The sequence below is a fragment of the Streptomyces sp. NPDC000134 genome (genome assembly GCF_042899225.1).
Classification (GTDB): domain Bacteria; phylum Actinomycetota; class Actinomycetes; order Streptomycetales; family Streptomycetaceae; genus Streptomyces.
In genome coordinates this window covers 122,354-138,239 of the sequence record NZ_JBIAZN010000024.1, presented here as the reverse complement: position 1 = coordinate 138,239, position 15,886 = coordinate 122,354, and the positions used below count along the sequence as shown (strand labels likewise).

Here is a 15,886-nt window from a genome sequence, read left to right as displayed (position 1 = left end):
CCGGACAGACCAACGCGAAGACAGCCCAGCAGGGCGTCAGTCAGTGCCCGAGTCACGGCCGCCGGAACCCGAGTATCAGCATCAATGTCAGTGCCTCGTCCTACGGTTCAGGCAGTGGGACCCGCGGAACACGCCACGGGCCTGACCTGGGGAGGGGTCTGCCATGTCGACGACGTATCTGGAGCTGTCGCAGGACGGCGGGGGCGCGCACAAGTACTACGAGGTGTCGGTCGACGGACAGGCCGTGACCGTGCGCTACGGGCGGATCGGCGCCGCCGGACAGGTCCAGACGTCCACGTTCCCCACCGCCGAGAAGGCGCGGGCCGCGGCGGCGAAGAAGATCGGCGAGAAGGTCCGCAAGGGGTACGCCCCGGCCGTGCGGGGACAGCGCCCGCCCCGGGCGGTGACGCGCCGGCAGGTGGCCTCGGCGCCGTCCACGGCACGCGCGGTCGCGCCGGTGCTGTGGCGGTTCCGCACGGGCTCCGCGGCGTTCGGCATCCACATCGACGACGACCGCTGCTGGGTGGGCAACCAGGCCGGTGACGTCTACACCCTCGCGCACGGCGGCGAGGTGCTCGCCCGGTACCGGCTGCCCGACGGCGTCAAGTGCCTGGTCGCCGACGACTTCTGGATCTACGCCGGATGCGACGACGGCCGGGTCTACGACCTGTCCTCCAAACTCCCCTTCGCCGCCTACGACATCGCCGCCGACGTCGACATCTTCTGGCTCGACATCCACGAGGGCGTGCTCCATGTCGCCGACCGCGCCGGGCGCCTCACCGTCATCGACCACGAGGACGAACACCAGTGGTCGCGCGGCGGCCACGGCGAGCACGCCTGGATGGTGCGGGCCGACGACCGCGCCGTCTACCACGGCCACTCGCGGGGGGTGACCGCCCACGCCCCGGACGGCGGCGCCGAGTCGTGGCACACGGCCACCCGGGGCGGGGTGCTGTTCGGCTGGCAGGAGGACGACGCGGTCTACGCCGGCACGGCCCACCGCGTGGTGCACCGGCTGTCGAAGGCGACCGGCGCCATCGAGGCGACCTACCGGTGCGACGCCCCGGTGTACTCGTGCGCCACCTCGCCCGGCGGCCGGTTCGTCTTCGCCGGGGACTCCGCCTCCTCGGTGTACTGCTTCGACCGGGACGGCACCCGGCTGTGGAAGCTCGGCACCGGCGGCGGCTCGGCCCTGTCGATGCAGTACCGCGACGAGCGGCTCTACCTGGTCGCCACGGACGGTTCCCTGGTGTGCGTGGACGCCGGCGAGGCGGCGGTCACCGCCGCCGAGCGGGGGTCGGTGCCGGTCGCCCGGGACGTCAAGCTCGCGGCGACGCTGCCGACGTACGCGGCGGACACCGCGGCCGCGTCCGTCACCACGGTCGCCTCGGCACCCGTCGGCACGGTGGTCGTGGAGTGCGTCCAGGACGGCGGGCGGACCCGCGTCCACGTGGTGTCGGAAGGCTACGACCGGTCGTGGAACGTGCAGTTCCCCCGGGCGATACGGGAGCCGGGCGCGCGGTACGTGGTCGACGCCGTGCACCCCGCCTCGGGCGGCTTCTACCGGGTGCGGGGCGACATCAGGCGCCTGCAGTGACCGGCCGGCCGTCACCCGCGTCCCGGATCAGGCGATGGACGCCGAGATCACCGCGGACACCGCGAGGTTGCAGGACGCGGTCACCCACACCGCGGGATGCGGCTCGGGCTCGACCAGCGTCTCGCCCAGCTTCCCCGGCGTGATCAGGTCCACCACCAGGAACGCCAGGGCCATCATCACCAGCCCCAGCAGCCCGAACGACGCAGTCGACACCAGCCCCTTGCCGAAGTCGTCGTACGTCGTCCAGATCGAGGTGAACACGACGCCGCCGACGCCGAGCAGCGCGGAGCTGAGCACCAGCGCCGCGTTGCGGTTGCGCTGCTCCCATATCTGCCGGCCGAGCTTCCCCGGGGTCAGTACGTCCACCAGGACGATGCCGAGGACCAGCAGGACCAGACCGAGCGCGCCGTAGGCGGTGGCCCGGCCGAGTCCGTTGACGATGTCGCTCATGGGGGTGCCGGCTCCGTAGGTGAGGGATCGGGAGATGATCCGAGGGATCGGGAGATGATCGCGGGCGGTCAAGGCGATGCAAAATGTAGCGCACCGCCTGCGGCACCTCGCGCGTCACCGAACCTGAACCCTTCGTTCTCTTTAACTGTTCGTGTTTCAGGCGTAGTTTCGGCGTCATGACCGCCTCCCGGCCACCCACACCCGCCGAGGAACTGCGCGGTGCCGGCCTGCGGGTGACGGCGGCCCGCGTCGCACTGCTGGCGGCCGTCCGGCAGGGCGACCACCTCGGCGTCGAGGCCCTCGCCGCCGGAGTGCGCGACCGCGTCGGCCACATCTCCCTGCCGGCCGTCTACGAGGCGCTGCACGCGCTCACCGCGGCCGGACTGGTCCGCCGGATCGAACCCGCCGGCAGCCCCGCCCGGTTCGAGGGCCGGGTCGGCGACAACCACCACCACGTCGTCTGCCGGTCCTGCGGGGCCGTGGCCGACGTCGACTGCTCGGTCGGCCACGCCCCCTGCCTGGCCGCCTCCGAGGACCACGGTTTCACGATCGACGAGGCCGAGGTCATCTACTGGGGTCTGTGCCCCGCCTGTTCCGTCAGCAGAGATCACTGAGCACCGAGATACGCCCCGGAAGGACTTTCATGACCGAGAACCACGACGCGATCGTGACCGACGCGAAGACCGACGGTGAGGGGGGCTGCCCGGTCGCGCACGGGCGTGCCCCGCACCCGACGCAGGGCGGCGGTAACCGCCAGTGGTGGCCGGAGCGCCTGAACCTCAAGATCCTCGCGAAGAACCCGCCGGCGGCCAACCCGCTCGGCGAGGACTTCGACTACGCCGAGGCGTTCGGCAGGCTCGACCTGCCGGCCGTCAAACGGGACATCGCCGAGGTGCTGACCACCCCGCAGGACTGGTGGCCGGCCGACTTCGGCCACTACGGGCCGCTGATGGTCCGGATGGCCTGGCACAGCGCGGGCACCTACCGCATCAGCGACGGCCGCGGCGGCGCCGGCGCCGGACAGCAGCGCTTCGCCCCGCTGAACAGTTGGCCGGACAACGCCAACCTGGACAAGGCCCGCCGGCTGCTGTGGCCGGTGAAGAAGAAGTACGGCCAGAACCTGTCCTGGGCCGACCTGCTGATCCTCGCGGGCAATGTCGCCCTGGAGTCGATGGGCGTGCGCACCTTCGGCTTCGGCGGCGGACGCGAGGACGTCTGGGAGCCCGAGGAGGACGTGTACTGGGGCCCCGAGACCACCTGGCTCGACGACCGGCGCTACACCGGCGACCGCGAGCTGGAGAACCCGCTCGGCGCCGTCCAGATGGGCCTGATCTACGTCAACCCCGAGGGCCCCAACGGCAATCCGGACCCGCTGGCCGCGGCCCGCGACATCCGGGAGACGTTCGCCCGGATGGCGATGAACGACGAGGAGACCGTCGCCCTCATCGCCGGCGGCCACACCTTCGGCAAGACCCACGGCGCCGGCCCGGCGGACGCCGTCGGCGCCGACCCCGAGGCCGCCCCGCTGGAGGAGCAGGGCCTGGGCTGGCGCAACGGCCACGGCACCGGCAAGGGCGCGGACACCATCACCTCCGGCCTGGAGGTCACCTGGACCGCCACGCCCACCCGGTGGAGCAACGGCTTCTTCGACAACCTCTTCGGCTACGAGTGGGAGCTGACCAAGAGCCCCGCCGGCGCCCACCAGTGGAAGCCGAAGGACGGCGCGGGCGAGGGCACCGTGCCGCACGCCCACGACGCCACGAAGAAGATCGCGCCGAACATGCTCACCACGGACCTGGCGCTGCGCTTCGACCCGGTCTACGAGCCGATCTCCCGCCGGTTCCACGAGAACCCGGAGGAGTTCCAGGAGGCGTTCGCCCGCGCCTGGTACAAGCTGACCCACCGCGACATGGGACCGAAGTCGCTGTTCCTCGGCCCGGAGGTGCCCGAGGAGACGCTGCTGTGGCAGGACCCGCTGCCCGAGCCCCAGGGCGAGCCGATCGGCGCCGCCGACATCGAGGTCCTCAAGGCCAGGCTGCTCGACTCCGGGCTGACCGTCTCCGACCTGGTCTTCACCGCCTGGGCCTCGGCGTCCACGTTCCGCGGCAGCGACAAGCGCGGCGGTGCCAACGGCGCCCGCATCCGCCTGGAGCCGCAGCGCGCCTGGGAGGCCAACGACCCCGACCGCCTCGCCACGGTCCTGTCCGCCCTGGAGGGCATCCAGCGGGACTTCAACACCGGCGGCGCCCGGCAGGTCTCGCTGGCCGACCTGATCGTCCTCGGCGGCTGCGTCGCCGTGGAACGGGCCGCCAAGGAGGCCGGTTTCGCCGTCGAGGTGCCCTTCACGCCGGGCCGGGTGGACGCCACCCTGGAGCACACGGACGTGGAGTCGTTCGCCGCGCTGGAGCCCACCGCCGACGGGTTCCGCAACTACCTCGGCAAGGGCAGCTGGCTGCCCGCCGAGTACCTGCTGCTGGACCGCGCCAACCTGCTGACGCTGACCGCCCCCGAGATGACCGTCCTCGTCGGCGGTCTGCGCGTGCTCGGCGCCAACCACCAGCAGTCCCAGCTCGGGGTCCTCACCACCACCCCGGGGTCCCTCACCAACGACTTCTTCGTCAACCTGCTCGACCTGGGCACGACGTGGCGGGCGACCACCGAGGACCAGAGCGTCTTCGAGGGCCGGGACGCCGCCACCGGCGAGGTCAAGTGGGCGGGCAGCCGAGCCGACCTGGTCTTCGGCTCCAACTCCGAACTGCGTGCCCTGGCCGAGGTGTACGCCGGTGACGACGCCAAGGAGAAGTTCGTACGCGACTTCGTCGCCGCGTGGGACAAGGTCATGAACCTGGACCGGTTCGACCTGGCCTGATCCCGGGCGGCCCCCCGCCGGGGCCGGCCCGGCCGGGGGCGCGCTCCAGGACTCCACCGAGTCGCCGAAGCGCGCCCCCGGCGCGTGCGGCACGGGGGAGGGGCGACCGGCCTGCCCTGTCGCCCTGTGCGGCACCGGGGCGCGGGCTCCGGTCAGGCCCGCAGCCGGGCCAGCACCGACCGCATCGCGCGGCGCACCGCCTCGCGTGACTCCCCGGTGCGGTCCAGGGTCTCGAAGCCGTGCCGGGCGTTCGGTACGTCGATCACCTCGACGCCGGCGCCGCACCGCCCGGCGGCGGTGAGGAACTCCTCGACGGTGGCGGCGACCTCGGGCGCCTCGCGGCCGACCCGGGTGAGCACCACGGGCAGCGTGCCCGCCCCCGCCACCGCCCGAGCCGGCCGGAACCGGCCCTCCGGCAGGCCCCAGTCGCCGAGCGGCGCCAGGATCGGATACGTGGCGGCCAGGCAGCGCAGCCACGGCGGGGGCGCCTGGAGCCAGTCCGCCGCGAGCAGGCCGCCGCCGGAGAAGAACCACAGCGCGATCCGGTCGGCGTCCACCCGGGGGTCGGCCCGTACGGTGTCCACGGCGGCGGCCACGTCCCCGGCGGCCCGCGGGTAGTCGGACACATCGTGCAGCCGGTGGTCCAGTACGGCGGCCACCACGCCCTCGCCGGCGGCGTACCGGGCGTACCCGGTCAGGGCCGGCCAGTCCCTCGGCGTCGGCCGGGCGTCGGCGGGCACCGGACCGCCGTGCACGAACACCACCGCCGGGCGCGGCTCCCCGGCGCCGGCGGCCGGGTACAGGTCGACGGGTCCGGTCCGCTCGCGCGGGCGCTCCGGCACCTCCAGCAGGAACGGCCGCAGATGCGGGGGCGGTTCCGCCGCGCCCGCGCGGGTCAGCCGGTGCCCCTCACCGGCCGCCGCCCGCAGCAGCACCTCGGCCAGTTCGGCGGGGCAGGACAGCATCGGCCAGTGCCCGGTGGGCAGTTCGAAGAAGGTCACCCGGGGATCGGCGAGCGCCTGGAGGGCGGGGTTCCCGAAGTCCACCTGCGCCTGGACCAGTTCGATGCCCACGCCGTTGCGGGTGCACAGCACCCCCGTGCTGGGCAGCGCCGCCGCCGCGCCGGTCAGCCGCAGCGGCTGGAGCAGCGTACCCAGCGGCTGCGGCGCCGCGAGCGCGGTGAGCCGGTCCAGCGCCGCCTCGGAGACCCCGTCGGTGCTGCCCCAGCGCCGCCACTCGCCGCCCGCCGGGGGTGCCAGCACCCCGCCGTCCCCAGCCGTCCGCCCGGCCAGTTCCGCGCGCAGCGCCCGGTCTGGCACCGCCGCCAGCGCCGGGACCCCGTCCTGGGGCGGCCCCGCGTCCAGGTGCACGATCCGCGCGACGCGCCCGGCCCGCCGGTCGGCGGCGGCCACCGCCGGGTGGATGCCGTAGTCGTGCCCGACCAGCACCACGTCCCGGCCGCCCGCGCCGACCGAGTCGAGCACCGCGAGGACGTCCGCGACATGCGTCTCCAGATCGACCCCGGCCCGGCGCGGGCCGTCCAGCCCGGTCAGCGCCACCGGATGCGCCCCGGCCCCCGCGGCGGCCAGTCGCACGACCGTCGCCTCCCACACATGCGTCCCGGTGAACCAGCCCCCCACCAGTACGAACTCCGTCATGACCCGCTCCCTCGGCACCTCGTCGTCCGCGCACCGGACCGATCACCCGGCCGCGCTCGCCGGTACCGTAGGAACTCCCCCTGAGGGAGGTTCAAGTGAGTACGACCACCCCGCCGTACGACGGCCGGTACGGCATCGGTGAGCTGGCCGAACGGGCGGGCGTCACCGTCAAGACCGTCCGCTTCTACTCCGACCGGGGCCTGCTGCCGGAGACCTCCCGCACCACGGGCGGCCACCGCCGCTACGGCCCCGGGGCGCTGGAGCGGCTGCGGCTGATCCGCGCCCTGCGCTCGCTCGGCCTGGCGGTCCCCGAGGTCCGCCGCGTCCTCGACGAACAGGACCGGCACGGCCGTCCCGGCGGCGCGCTGGAGGAGGCCGTCGCCGGACACCTCAGCGCCCTCGGCACCCAGCTCACCGCGCTGCGCTGGCGTCAGGCGGCGCTGCGGCTGGTGCAGGAGTGCCCGCCCGGCGAGCGGCCCGGCCGGCTGCGCCTGGTCGGCACGGTGGCGGCACCGCCGAGCACGGCGCCGCTCGCCCGGTTCTGGCGGGGCTGGCTGCCGCCGAGGATGCCGGCCGGTTCGGTCGCCGCGTTCCTGGAGGTGGCGGTGCCCCGGCCGCCCGACGACCCGACGCCGGCCCAGGTGCTCGCCTTCGCCCGGCTCAACGCCCTCACCAGCGGCCCCTGCCCGGCCGGCCGCCGGCCCCAGCCCGCGGCCCACCGCACCGTCGGCGGCCGTGGCGCGGCGCTGCTGTACGAAGGGCTCGCCGAGGCGTACGAGCTGGCGGGCGCGCCGCTGCGCCGGGGCCGCGAGCCGTACGCCGGTGAGGCGCTGGACTGCTTCGTCGCCGCGTACGCGAGCGCGTACGGCACCCGGGACACCCCCGGCTTCCGGGAACTGCTGGCCGGGCAACTGCCGGCCGACCCCCGGCTGGACCGGTACTGGGAGCTGGTCGCCGAGGTGCGCACCCCGCCGGGCGGCCGGCCGGAGCCCACCCCGGGCGCCGCCCACGACTGGCTGCTCGCCGCCCTGACGGCACCGGCCGCCGCCTGATCAGCGGCCGGTGCCGAAGTCCCGCGTCCACCAGGGGCCGCCGTCGCCGGTGTGCACCCCGCCGCCGAGCTGGGTGACGGCTCGATCGAGTATGTCGGCGCGGTGGCCGGGGCTGTTCATCCAGGACTCCCTCACCGCGCGCCAGCACGTCGCTGTAGCCGTCGGCCGCACGGGCCACCGGAACCCTGACCGGCCGGCGAACAGTTGATCCCGGTGGGGGCACCAGCCTCCACCGGGATCAACTGTTCACCGGCTCCGGTCGCTCAAGGCCGGTTCAGGCTGCCTGGAGGGACCGACCGGTCACTTGTGGAACGTGATGTAGCCGTTGCCGTCCCGGTCGTTCTTGCTCTTGGTGTACGAGTGGACGTCGGCGCGGCTCCCCGACGGCTTGACGAAGTAGATCGTGTCCTTGTCGTTGTTCCATATGAAGTTGCAGTTCTGCCGGTACACGACGTTCTTCGCGTCGGAGTCGGTGCCCCGGCCGCCGCGCAGCTTGACGTAGTCGCCCGGCTCCAGCTTGTGGCTCGACGTGAATGTGAACCTGTTGCCCGCGGCGTCCTTGACCACGTACCCCTTGAGGTTGACGGTCGCGGTGCGCGAGTAGTTCTTGACGGTCAGGTACTCGTCCTTGGTGTTGCCACCGGAGCACTTGTTGGAGTCCCTGCCGGGAGCGTCGTACTGCACGCCCTTGATCTTCAGTGCCGAGGAGTACTCGGCGGCCTGGGCCGGGACGGCGGCGACGAGGCCGAGCGTGCCTGCGGCGGCGACGGCGGCGGCCGTCAGGGTGGCGCGCGTGCGCATGAGGAAATCCCCCCTCAGTGGTGCCAATGGAGCGACCAGGAGCTTACCGAAGGGGTGAGCGGGAGGTGGCGGAAAGGTGGAGGAAGTGTGTGCGGCCGGTCCCGGACCGGGCCCGGCCGCGGTGGCCGACGGGCTCGGTCAGACGCCGAACTCCGCCGGATTCAGCCCCAGCGCGGTGCACGCCTCGCGGATCGCGTACTGCTCCGACGGCTCGAAGTGGCCGTCCGCGCCCGCCACCACGATCCCGGTCTGGATCACCGCACGCGCCTCGGCGGGCTTCTTGGCGGCCTTGGCGATGACCTGGAGGGCCTCGGCCCGGCCCGCCTGGAAGTCGCCCAGCAGCCGGTCCACATGCTGGTTGAACCGCTGGCGGAGCTGGTCCGCCGGGAAGTTCTGCAGCACCTCGTTGGTGACGATCAGCTCCTCCACGCGCTGCCGCTCGGCCGGCTCCACCTGCCCGTCGGCCGCGGCCACCAGCGCGCACATCGCCATACTGGCGTCCCGGTAGGCGCCGCTCTTCAACTCCGTCTTCACCGACGCGAGCTGGGACTTGAACAGCCCGATCAACTGGGCCTTGGACCCCCCGGAGGACGAACCCGCCCCATGGCTCCCGCCGTGCCCGTGGCCCTGGCCGCCGTACGGGCCCTGACCGCCGTACGGGCCCTGGCCGCCGCCGGTCCCGCGCGAACCCTGGGACTGCTGGAGATTCTTGGCCTGGTCCTTGATCCGGTCCCACATTGCCACTGGTGCCACCTCGGCTTCTGCTGTGCGTCGCGGACGTCGGTCACGCCGCTTCGCCGGGAGAACGCTTCCGGGCGGCACGGGGTTCCCCGCCCCCGTTCACCCCCTAATCTTCTACATGCACGTAGAACCTGCCATGTGAAGGGGTGAACGCCACGATGGTGTTCAAACGACTGCTCGGTTCGCTCGGCGTGGGCGGGCCCACGGTCGACACGGTCCTCGACCCGGGCGCGGCCCGCCCCGGCGCCGCGCTCACCGGCCGGGTCCATCTCAGGGGCGGCAGCGCCGACTTCGACATCGAGCACATCGCCCTGGAACTGGTCGCCCGCGTCGAGGCCGAGCACGCGGACGGCGAGAGCGAGGGGGCCGTCGCCTTCGAACGGTTCACCGTCGGCGGCGGCTTCCGGCTCGCCGAGGGCGCGGAGCACACCGTGCCGTTCTCCGTCCCCCTGCCCTGGGAGACACCGGTCACCGAGCTGTACGGCCAGGACCTGGGCATCGTGCTCGGCGTGCGCACCGAACTGGCGGTGGCCGGCGCCCGCGACAAGGGCGACCTCGACCGCCTCACCGTCGGCCCGCTGCCCGCCCAGGAGGCCGTCCTGGAGGCCCTCGGACAGCTCGGGTTCGGATTCCGCTCCGCCGACCTGGAGTACGGCCGCATCGGCGGCACCGGACAGCAACTGCCCTTCTACCAGGAGATCGAGCTGACCCCGGCCTCGCAGTACGCCCACCAGGTCAACGAGATCGAACTGACCTTCCTCGCCCACCCCGGCGGCGTGGAGGTGGTCCTGGAGGCGGACAAGCGCGGCGGCCTGTTCACCGAGGGGCACGACGCGCTCGCCCGGTTCACCGTCGGCCACCAGGACGCCCGCGACTGGAGCACCGAAGTCGACGGCTGGGTCCGCCAGTTGATCGACCACCGCGCCTCCTACGGCACCCACGCCGCGTACGGCCACCACGACGCCGGCCACCACCCCGGCCACCACTCCGGCGGACCCGGCGTCGGCACCGCCGTCGCGGCCGGCGCGGCGGGCCTCGCGGTCGGCGTGGCCGGCGGGCTGGTCGCGGCCGAAGTCGTCGACGAGGTCGGGGACTTCTTCGAGGGCGACGAAGGCGACGAAGGCGACGAGGGCGACGAGGGCTGACCCCTCCGCCGGCCCGCCCGGCGGGTCCCGCCTGCCCGGCGCCTCCCGCGCAAAGCGGGACAGCACCGGCACCGGGCCGCCCCCCGCTCGGCGCCGCCGCACCGCCCCAGTAGGCTCACCTGCCGTCGGTGATCATGGCGGGGAACAGGGGAACAGGGGGCGCCCGTGGAGGGGTTGCGGCAGGACGACCCGGCGCGGATCGGGGAGTACGTCACGCTGGCCCGGCTCGACGCGGCGGCCGAGGCCCACCTGGTGCCGGAGCGCCGCTATCTGGCGCGCGGCGCGGACGGGGCGCGGACCGTGCTGGTGAGCCTGCCGCCGCGGGGCGCCGACCCGGCCCGCTGGGCGGCCGAGGCGCAGTGGGCGGGCCGGCTCACCCAGCCCGGGTTCTGGCCGGTCACCCAGCTCGGCGGCAGCGCGGCCTTCCCCTGGCACGCCTCGCCGTACCGGCCCGTGCTGCCGCTCCCGGCGGCCCTCGCCGCGCACGGCGGCCCGCTGCCCGAACAGACGGTCCGGCTCCTCGGCGCCGCCCTCGCCGAGGCGCTGGCCTCCGCCCACGTACTGGGCGTGGCGCACGGCGGCATCTGCCCCGCCGCCGTGCTGCTCACCGCGTACGGGCCGCTGCTCGGCTGCTTCGGCGCCGCCCGCGCCCTCGCGCCCGACGGCACCCGGCGCTCCGGGGTGCCCGGCCTCGACGCCGGGTGCCTGGCCCCGGAGGTGGCCGCCGGCCATCCGGTCTCCCCGGCCGGCGACGTGCACGCGCTGGGCGCCGTCCTCGCCCACCTGGCCACCGGTCACACGGTCCCCGAGCGCGAGGAGATCCCGCCCGCGCTGCGCGGCCTGATCGCGGCCTGTCTCTCCCGGGACCCGGCCGGCCGCCCGGCCCCCGCCCAGATCCTCGCCGAACTGGCGCCCGGCGCCGCCTACGGCACCCACACCGCCGGCACCGAACCCCTGCCGCTGCCGGGCCGCGTCGTCGCGGCGCTGTCCGACCTGTCGGTGCGGGTCCTCACCCTGGAACTCCCCGCTGAGGTGCGCTGAACCGCCATGCTGTCCCCCCTCCTGCACGACGATCCGGAGACCGTCGGCCCCTACCGCCTGCTGGCCAGGATCGGCAGCGGCGGCATGGGCACGGTCCACCTGGCCCGCACCCCCGGCGGCCGGACCGTCGCCGTCAAGGTGCTGCACCGGAAGCTGGCCTCCGATGCCGCACTGCGCGCCCGCTTCCGCCTGGAGGCCGACGCCGCCCGGGTGATCGGCGGACGGTACGGCGCCGGGGTCCACGACGCCGACCCGGCCGCGCCGCTGCCGTGGCTGGCGACCGAGTACGTCATCGGACCGCCGCTGGACGAGGCGGTGGAGGCCGGCGGCCCGCTGCCGGAACCCGCCGTCCGCGCCATCGGCGCCGCCCTGGCGGAGGGGCTCGGGCAACTGCACCGCTCGGAGGTGGTGCACCGGGACCTGAAGCCGTCCAACGTGATGGTGACGGCCTTCGGCCCGAAGATCATCGACTTCGGGGTGGCCCGCGCGGTCGGCGACGCCCCGCTCACCCGCACCGGTTCGGCCCTCGGCACCCCCGCGTTCATGTCGCCGGAGCAGGCCGCGAACCTCGAACACGGCCCGGCCGGCGACGTCTTCGCCCTGGCCGGGGTGCTGGTCCACGCCGCGTCCGGGCACGGCCCGTTCGGCTCCGGCGGCGCCCCCGACCTGCTCTACCGGGTGCGGTACGCCGAACCCGACCTCGGCGGGGTGCCGCCGGCGCTGGTCCCGGTGCTCGCCCGCTGCCTCGACAAGGACCCGGCGCGCCGCCCCGCCACCGGCGAACTCGCCGCCGCGCTCACCGACGCCACCGGGGCCCACGGTCCCGCCGCGCTCCTCGCGGACGTGCTGCCCGACGCCGTGCTCCGCGAGATCGCGCGGCGCGGCGACGACGTATGGCGCGAACCGCCGCACCGGCTGCCGCCCCCGCCGCCCGACGTGCCCCCGGCGACCGCGCCGGCGGGGCCCGACGTGTCCCGGCGCAGGCTGTTCGCGATGACCGCCGGGGCCGTCGCCGCCGGGGCCGGCCTCGCGGGCGGCGGGGTGTGGGCCTGGCTCGCGAACCAGGACTCCGGCTCGGGCGGCGGCGGTACGAACGGGCGGACCACGGCGAGGACGGTGAAGCCGCCCGCCCGGCTGTGGACGTTCGCCGTGCACATCCCCAACGCCCGCGCGGAGGTCCTCGCGGCCGGCAGCGGCGTGGCGATCCCGGCCGGGATCGTGCTGTGCGGGGTCAACGCCGAGAGCGGCGAGGGAAGCTGGCAGGCCGACCTGGCCGACGGCTGGCGGTACGCGGCCGACGGCAAGAAGCTGTACGCGCTGCGCGATCCCGGGGCGGGCGACGCCCTCGCCGTCTGCGAGATCGACATGACCGACGGGCAGCCCGGCGACCCCCTCGCCGAGGTGGAGGACCTGGCCGGCGGCGAGCCCCGCAACCAGATCCTGTGCGTGGCGAAGAACACCGCCTACCTGGCCGCCCGCGCCGCCGCCGGGGACTCCTGGTACCTGCTCGCCCTCGGCCTCGACGACGGCCGGGTGCGCTGGCGCACCGCCCTGGACGCGGCCCGGCAGCGACACGAGCCGCCGCTGCTGTGCGCCGCGGTGACCGGCGACCGGCTGGTGCGGTTCCGGTCCGACTCGGGCCTCAGCTCCTTCCTCGAAGTCACCGCGCACGGCCTGGCCGACGGCAAGGAGAAGTGGTCGCAGTCCGAGCCGTACGACGGCCCGCCGCCCACCCGGATCGTCCACGACGACCGCCACTTCTACCTCGGCGCCGACGCGCTGAAGGCGGTACGGCTGACGGACGGCGAGACCGCCTGGCGCTTCGGCGACCTGCGCGACGCCGGCGACAGCGCGGGCGAGACCCGGCTCTACGGGGCGCCCGAGGTCCGCGACGGCGCGGTCTACTGCACCGAGGGCGACCGGGGCGTGGTCTCCGTCGACGCCCTCACCGGCACCCTCAACTGGCTGGAGAAGGGCCTGAAGAACCGGCACCTGAACCGCGACGAGGCACCGGCGGTCGGCGAGAAGTACGTCTACGGCCTGGACGACCAGGGGCTGCGCGCGGTGGACCTGCGCACCCGGACGGCGGTGTGGACCCTGCCCACCGACGCCACCGTCCTGTCCGCCGACACCGGACGCGGCCGTCTCTACGTGCGCAAGGAGAAGGAGACCTTCGCCCTGCCCCTCGACTGACCCCGCCGCCCGCCCCCGAAAGGACTCGACGTGCAACCGCTCGGCCCCGGAGACCCCCTCCGCCTCGGCCCCTACCGCATCGTCGGCGTGCTCGGCGCGGGCGGCATGGGCAAGGTCTACCTGGGACGCGACACGGCGGGCCGTCCCGCCGCCGTCAAGGTGCTGCTGCCCGAGCTGACCGGCGACCGGCACCTCGCCGAGCGCTTCGTCCGCGAGGCCCGCACCGCTCAGACGGTCACCAGCGAGGGCGTGGCCCGGGTGCTGGCCGCGGAACCGGAGTCGGGACGGCCGTGGATCGCCTCCGAGTTCCTGGCCGGCCCCACCCTGGACGAGGCGGTGGCCCGCTACGGGCCGTTCGGCGACGCCCTGCTGCGCGAACTCGCCCGGTCCCTGGCCCGCACCCTCGCCGACATCCACGTCACCGGGCTCGTGCACCGCGACCTCAAGCCGCAGAACGTCGTGCTGACCTCGCGCGGCCCCCGCGTCATCGACTTCGGCATCGCCCGCCCCGAACACGGACTGACCCTGACCCGCACCGGCCAGATCCCGGTCACCCCGGGCTACGGCGCCCCGGAACAGGTGCTCGGGCAGCGCGTCGGACCGGCCGCCGACGTGTTCTCCCTCGGCGCGCTCCTCGCCTACGCCGCCTCCGGCCGGCCGGCGTACCCGGGCACCGAGGTGGCGGCGGTGATGTACGAGGTGGTGCACGGCACCCCCGACCTCACCCTCGTGCCCGGCCCGCTGCGGGACCTGATCGCCCCCTGCCTCGCCAAGGACCCGGCCGCCCGGCCGCTGCCCGCGGCGATCGCCGACGCCGCCCGGCCCCCGGCCGGCAGCGAACGGTTCTGGACCACCGGCCCGCTCGCCGACGACATCCGCCGGCGGGAGGCCGACGCCCGGCAGTCGACCGGCGAGGGCACCACCACCGCCGTCCCCGCCCCGCGCCGCGCCCCGGACGGCCCCCGGCTCTCCCGCCGGGGCCTGCTCACCGCCGTGGCCGGCGGCGGGGCGCTGCTGGCGGCCGGCGCGGGCGGCACCGCCTGGTGGCTGAGCGGGGACGACGGCACCGCCGGTTCCTCCGACCCGTTCGACATCCCGCCCGCCGCCCGGGTGGAGAGCGCCTCGCTCGGCAGCGACACCGGCGAGATCGAGCCGCTGTGGGGCCCGTTGGAGGACGCGGCAGACCCGGAGTCGCCCCCGCCGCTGCCGGTACGGGACGTCGTGGTGTGCGCGGCGCCGGGCGGCGGCATCGCCGCGTACGACGTCACGGACGGCCGGGAACGCTGGCGCGCCGACGACCCGCGCGGCGACGCCGGCTACCTGTCCGCCGGGGACCGGCTGGTCGTCGCCGCCGACCGGGACGGCGCCCTGCGTACGTACGTCGCCGCCACCGGCGACCCCAAGTGGACGGCCGACGCCGGGGCCGAGGTCCTGCTCGCCGCCGACGCCGGACACGTCTACCTCCTGACCACCGACGGCCGACTGCGCTGTGTGTCGACCGCCGACGCCCGGGTGCGCTGGACGCGCCGCCCCCCGCTGCCCCTCACCGGCCGGCCCGTGGCGGCCGTCGGCTCCGGGGTCCTCGTGGTCTGCGGCGGCTCGGGCGACGTCGCCGCGGTCCGGGTGAGCGACGGCGCGAAGGCGTGGGTGCGCGAGGGACAGGCCCCGGCCGCCCTGCGCCCGGCCGTCGACGGCGGCGCGGTCTACCTCGGCGGCCACACCTTCGCCGCCGTCCGCGCGAGCGACGGCGAGCAGCTCTGGTCCCGGCGCCCGCTGCACGCCGTACGCCGGGGCGTGTACGGGTTCGGCCCGCCCACCGTCGCCGGCGGGGTGGTCTTCACCCTGGACAGCGAGGCCCTGCGCCATCTGCTCCCCGACGGCGGCGAGGAAGCGGTCACCTTCGTCTCGGACGCCGCCCCGCCCTGGCAGCCGCCCGTCGTCCAGGCGGGCAGCGTCTGGGTCGCCGAGCGCGAGGACACCGGCGTCAGCGGCCTGCCCCGGTACCGCAAGGACACCAGCCTCCAGGCCCGGACGTACCCCCTGCGGGCCGGGGAGAGCCGCACGCTGGCCGGCGACCGCAACCGGCTGTTCGTCCTCAACGGCGGGACCCTGGTGGCCCTGCCGGTGTACTGACGGCAGCGGCACCGGGCGCGCTCCCGCGCATCCGTCGGCCGCGCACCGGCCGGGCTCCCGCGCGCCGCCGGCCTCTCGTGTGCCGGTCGCCTTGTTTACGCGCGGGCCGCCGTCCACCCTCGGGGCGCCCGAACGTGAACCGAGGCCCGTCCCCCGGCGGGGCGCCCCGGGGGTGCTCCCCGTGCTCCGCCGTCCCACCCCCGGCG

At 75.1% G+C, this 15,886-nt stretch carries 12 protein-coding genes and 1 pseudogene; 8 read left to right on the top strand and 5 right to left on the bottom strand.

The genetic code is table 11. The features are described 5' to 3' along the window. Nucleotides 1-163: 163 nt before the first annotated feature. Nucleotides 164-1,597 carry a WGR domain-containing protein gene (locus ACFY32_RS29605; RefSeq protein ID WP_390675845.1) on the top strand — a complete coding sequence of 478 codons (1,434 nt, stop codon included), beginning with the start codon at nucleotides 164-166 and terminating at the stop codon, nucleotides 1,595-1,597. A 27-nt stretch (nucleotides 1,598-1,624) separates the two neighbouring features. Here the strand turns inward: ACFY32_RS29605 and ACFY32_RS29600 are convergent, their stop codons facing one another. Then, the gene (locus ACFY32_RS29600; protein ID WP_359199751.1) at nucleotides 1,625-2,047 is read right to left on the bottom strand and encodes a DUF350 domain-containing protein; all 423 of its coding nucleotides are present in this window, start codon (nucleotides 2,045-2,047) and stop codon (nucleotides 1,625-1,627) included. Between the two features lie 176 nt (nucleotides 2,048-2,223). On the opposite strand from ACFY32_RS29600, the gene ACFY32_RS29595 reads away from it, so the two are divergent. Together ACFY32_RS29595 and katG are read left to right on the top strand one after the other, a co-directional pair. Then, the gene (locus ACFY32_RS29595; protein ID WP_359199748.1) at nucleotides 2,224-2,661 is read left to right on the top strand and encodes a transcriptional repressor; all 438 of its coding nucleotides are present in this window, start codon (nucleotides 2,224-2,226) and stop codon (nucleotides 2,659-2,661) included. 29 nt (nucleotides 2,662-2,690) lie between these two features. Then, nucleotides 2,691-4,916 (top strand): catalase/peroxidase HPI, encoded by a 2,226-nt coding sequence (gene katG, locus ACFY32_RS29590; protein WP_390675844.1) that lies wholly within the window; start codon nucleotides 2,691-2,693, stop codon nucleotides 4,914-4,916. A 152-nt stretch (nucleotides 4,917-5,068) separates the two neighbouring features. Here the strand turns inward: katG and ACFY32_RS29585 are convergent, their stop codons facing one another. Next, nucleotides 5,069-6,574: an alpha/beta fold hydrolase gene (locus tag ACFY32_RS29585; RefSeq protein ID WP_390675843.1), complete on the bottom strand. Its 1,506-nt coding sequence runs from the start codon at nucleotides 6,572-6,574 to the stop codon at nucleotides 5,069-5,071. Nucleotides 6,575-6,669: 95 nt separating this feature from the next. Between ACFY32_RS29585 and ACFY32_RS29580 the strand changes: the two genes are divergently transcribed. Beyond that, a complete protein-coding gene (locus tag ACFY32_RS29580; protein ID WP_390675842.1) occupies nucleotides 6,670-7,626 on the top strand; it encodes a MerR family transcriptional regulator in 957 nt (318 codons plus the stop codon). Here the strand turns inward: ACFY32_RS29580 and ACFY32_RS29575 are convergent. The 3 genes and pseudogenes from ACFY32_RS29575 to ACFY32_RS29565 form a co-directional block, all read right to left on the bottom strand. After that, nucleotides 7,627-7,764 (bottom strand): annotated as a pseudogene (locus ACFY32_RS29575) (CAP domain-containing protein); the annotation flags it as partial. A 162-nt stretch (nucleotides 7,765-7,926) separates the two neighbouring features. Next, a complete protein-coding gene (locus tag ACFY32_RS29570) occupies nucleotides 7,927-8,427 on the bottom strand; it encodes a lamin tail domain-containing protein (protein ID WP_359199736.1) in 501 nt (166 codons plus the stop codon). Nucleotides 8,428-8,565: 138 nt separating this feature from the next. Next, nucleotides 8,566-9,171 (bottom strand): tellurite resistance TerB family protein, encoded by a 606-nt coding sequence (locus ACFY32_RS29565; RefSeq protein WP_390675850.1) that lies wholly within the window; start codon nucleotides 9,169-9,171, stop codon nucleotides 8,566-8,568. A 155-nt stretch (nucleotides 9,172-9,326) separates the two neighbouring features. Between ACFY32_RS29565 and ACFY32_RS29560 the strand changes: the two genes are divergently transcribed. From ACFY32_RS29560 to ACFY32_RS29545, 4 genes are all read left to right on the top strand, one after another. Beyond that, the gene (locus ACFY32_RS29560; RefSeq protein ID WP_390675841.1) at nucleotides 9,327-10,313 is read left to right on the top strand and encodes a sporulation protein; all 987 of its coding nucleotides are present in this window, start codon (nucleotides 9,327-9,329) and stop codon (nucleotides 10,311-10,313) included. Nucleotides 10,314-10,478: 165 nt separating this feature from the next. Continuing rightward, complete coding sequence (locus tag ACFY32_RS29555) at nucleotides 10,479-11,354, top strand: serine/threonine protein kinase (protein WP_390675840.1); 876 nt, start codon at nucleotides 10,479-10,481, stop codon at nucleotides 11,352-11,354. 6 nt (nucleotides 11,355-11,360) lie between these two features. Further along, nucleotides 11,361-13,547: a protein kinase gene (locus ACFY32_RS29550; protein WP_390675839.1), complete on the top strand. Its 2,187-nt coding sequence runs from the start codon at nucleotides 11,361-11,363 to the stop codon at nucleotides 13,545-13,547. A gap of 30 nt (nucleotides 13,548-13,577) precedes the next feature. Continuing rightward, nucleotides 13,578-15,680: a PQQ-binding-like beta-propeller repeat protein gene (locus ACFY32_RS29545; RefSeq protein ID WP_390675838.1), complete on the top strand. Its 2,103-nt coding sequence runs from the start codon at nucleotides 13,578-13,580 to the stop codon at nucleotides 15,678-15,680. Nucleotides 15,681-15,886 lie beyond the last annotated feature (206 nt).

What these genes read in the sequence shown, in the direction of transcription:
- ACFY32_RS29605 (WP_390675845.1), top strand. Translation starts at nt 164, where the DNA reads ATGTCGACGACGTATCTGGAGCTGTCGCAGGACGGCGGGGGCGCGCAC.
- ACFY32_RS29600 (WP_359199751.1), bottom strand. Translation starts at nt 2,047, where the DNA reads ATGAGCGACATCGTCAACGGACTCGGCCGGGCCACCGCCTACGGCGCG.
- ACFY32_RS29595 (WP_359199748.1), top strand. Translation starts at nt 2,224, where the DNA reads ATGACCGCCTCCCGGCCACCCACACCCGCCGAGGAACTGCGCGGTGCC.
- katG (WP_390675844.1), top strand. Translation starts at nt 2,691, where the DNA reads ATGACCGAGAACCACGACGCGATCGTGACCGACGCGAAGACCGACGGT.
- ACFY32_RS29585 (WP_390675843.1), bottom strand. Translation starts at nt 6,574, where the DNA reads ATGACGGAGTTCGTACTGGTGGGGGGCTGGTTCACCGGGACGCATGTG.
- ACFY32_RS29570 (WP_359199736.1), bottom strand. Translation starts at nt 8,427, where the DNA reads ATGCGCACGCGCGCCACCCTGACGGCCGCCGCCGTCGCCGCCGCAGGC.
- ACFY32_RS29560 (WP_390675841.1), top strand. Translation starts at nt 9,327, where the DNA reads ATGGTGTTCAAACGACTGCTCGGTTCGCTCGGCGTGGGCGGGCCCACG.
- ACFY32_RS29550 (WP_390675839.1), top strand. Translation starts at nt 11,361, where the DNA reads ATGCTGTCCCCCCTCCTGCACGACGATCCGGAGACCGTCGGCCCCTAC.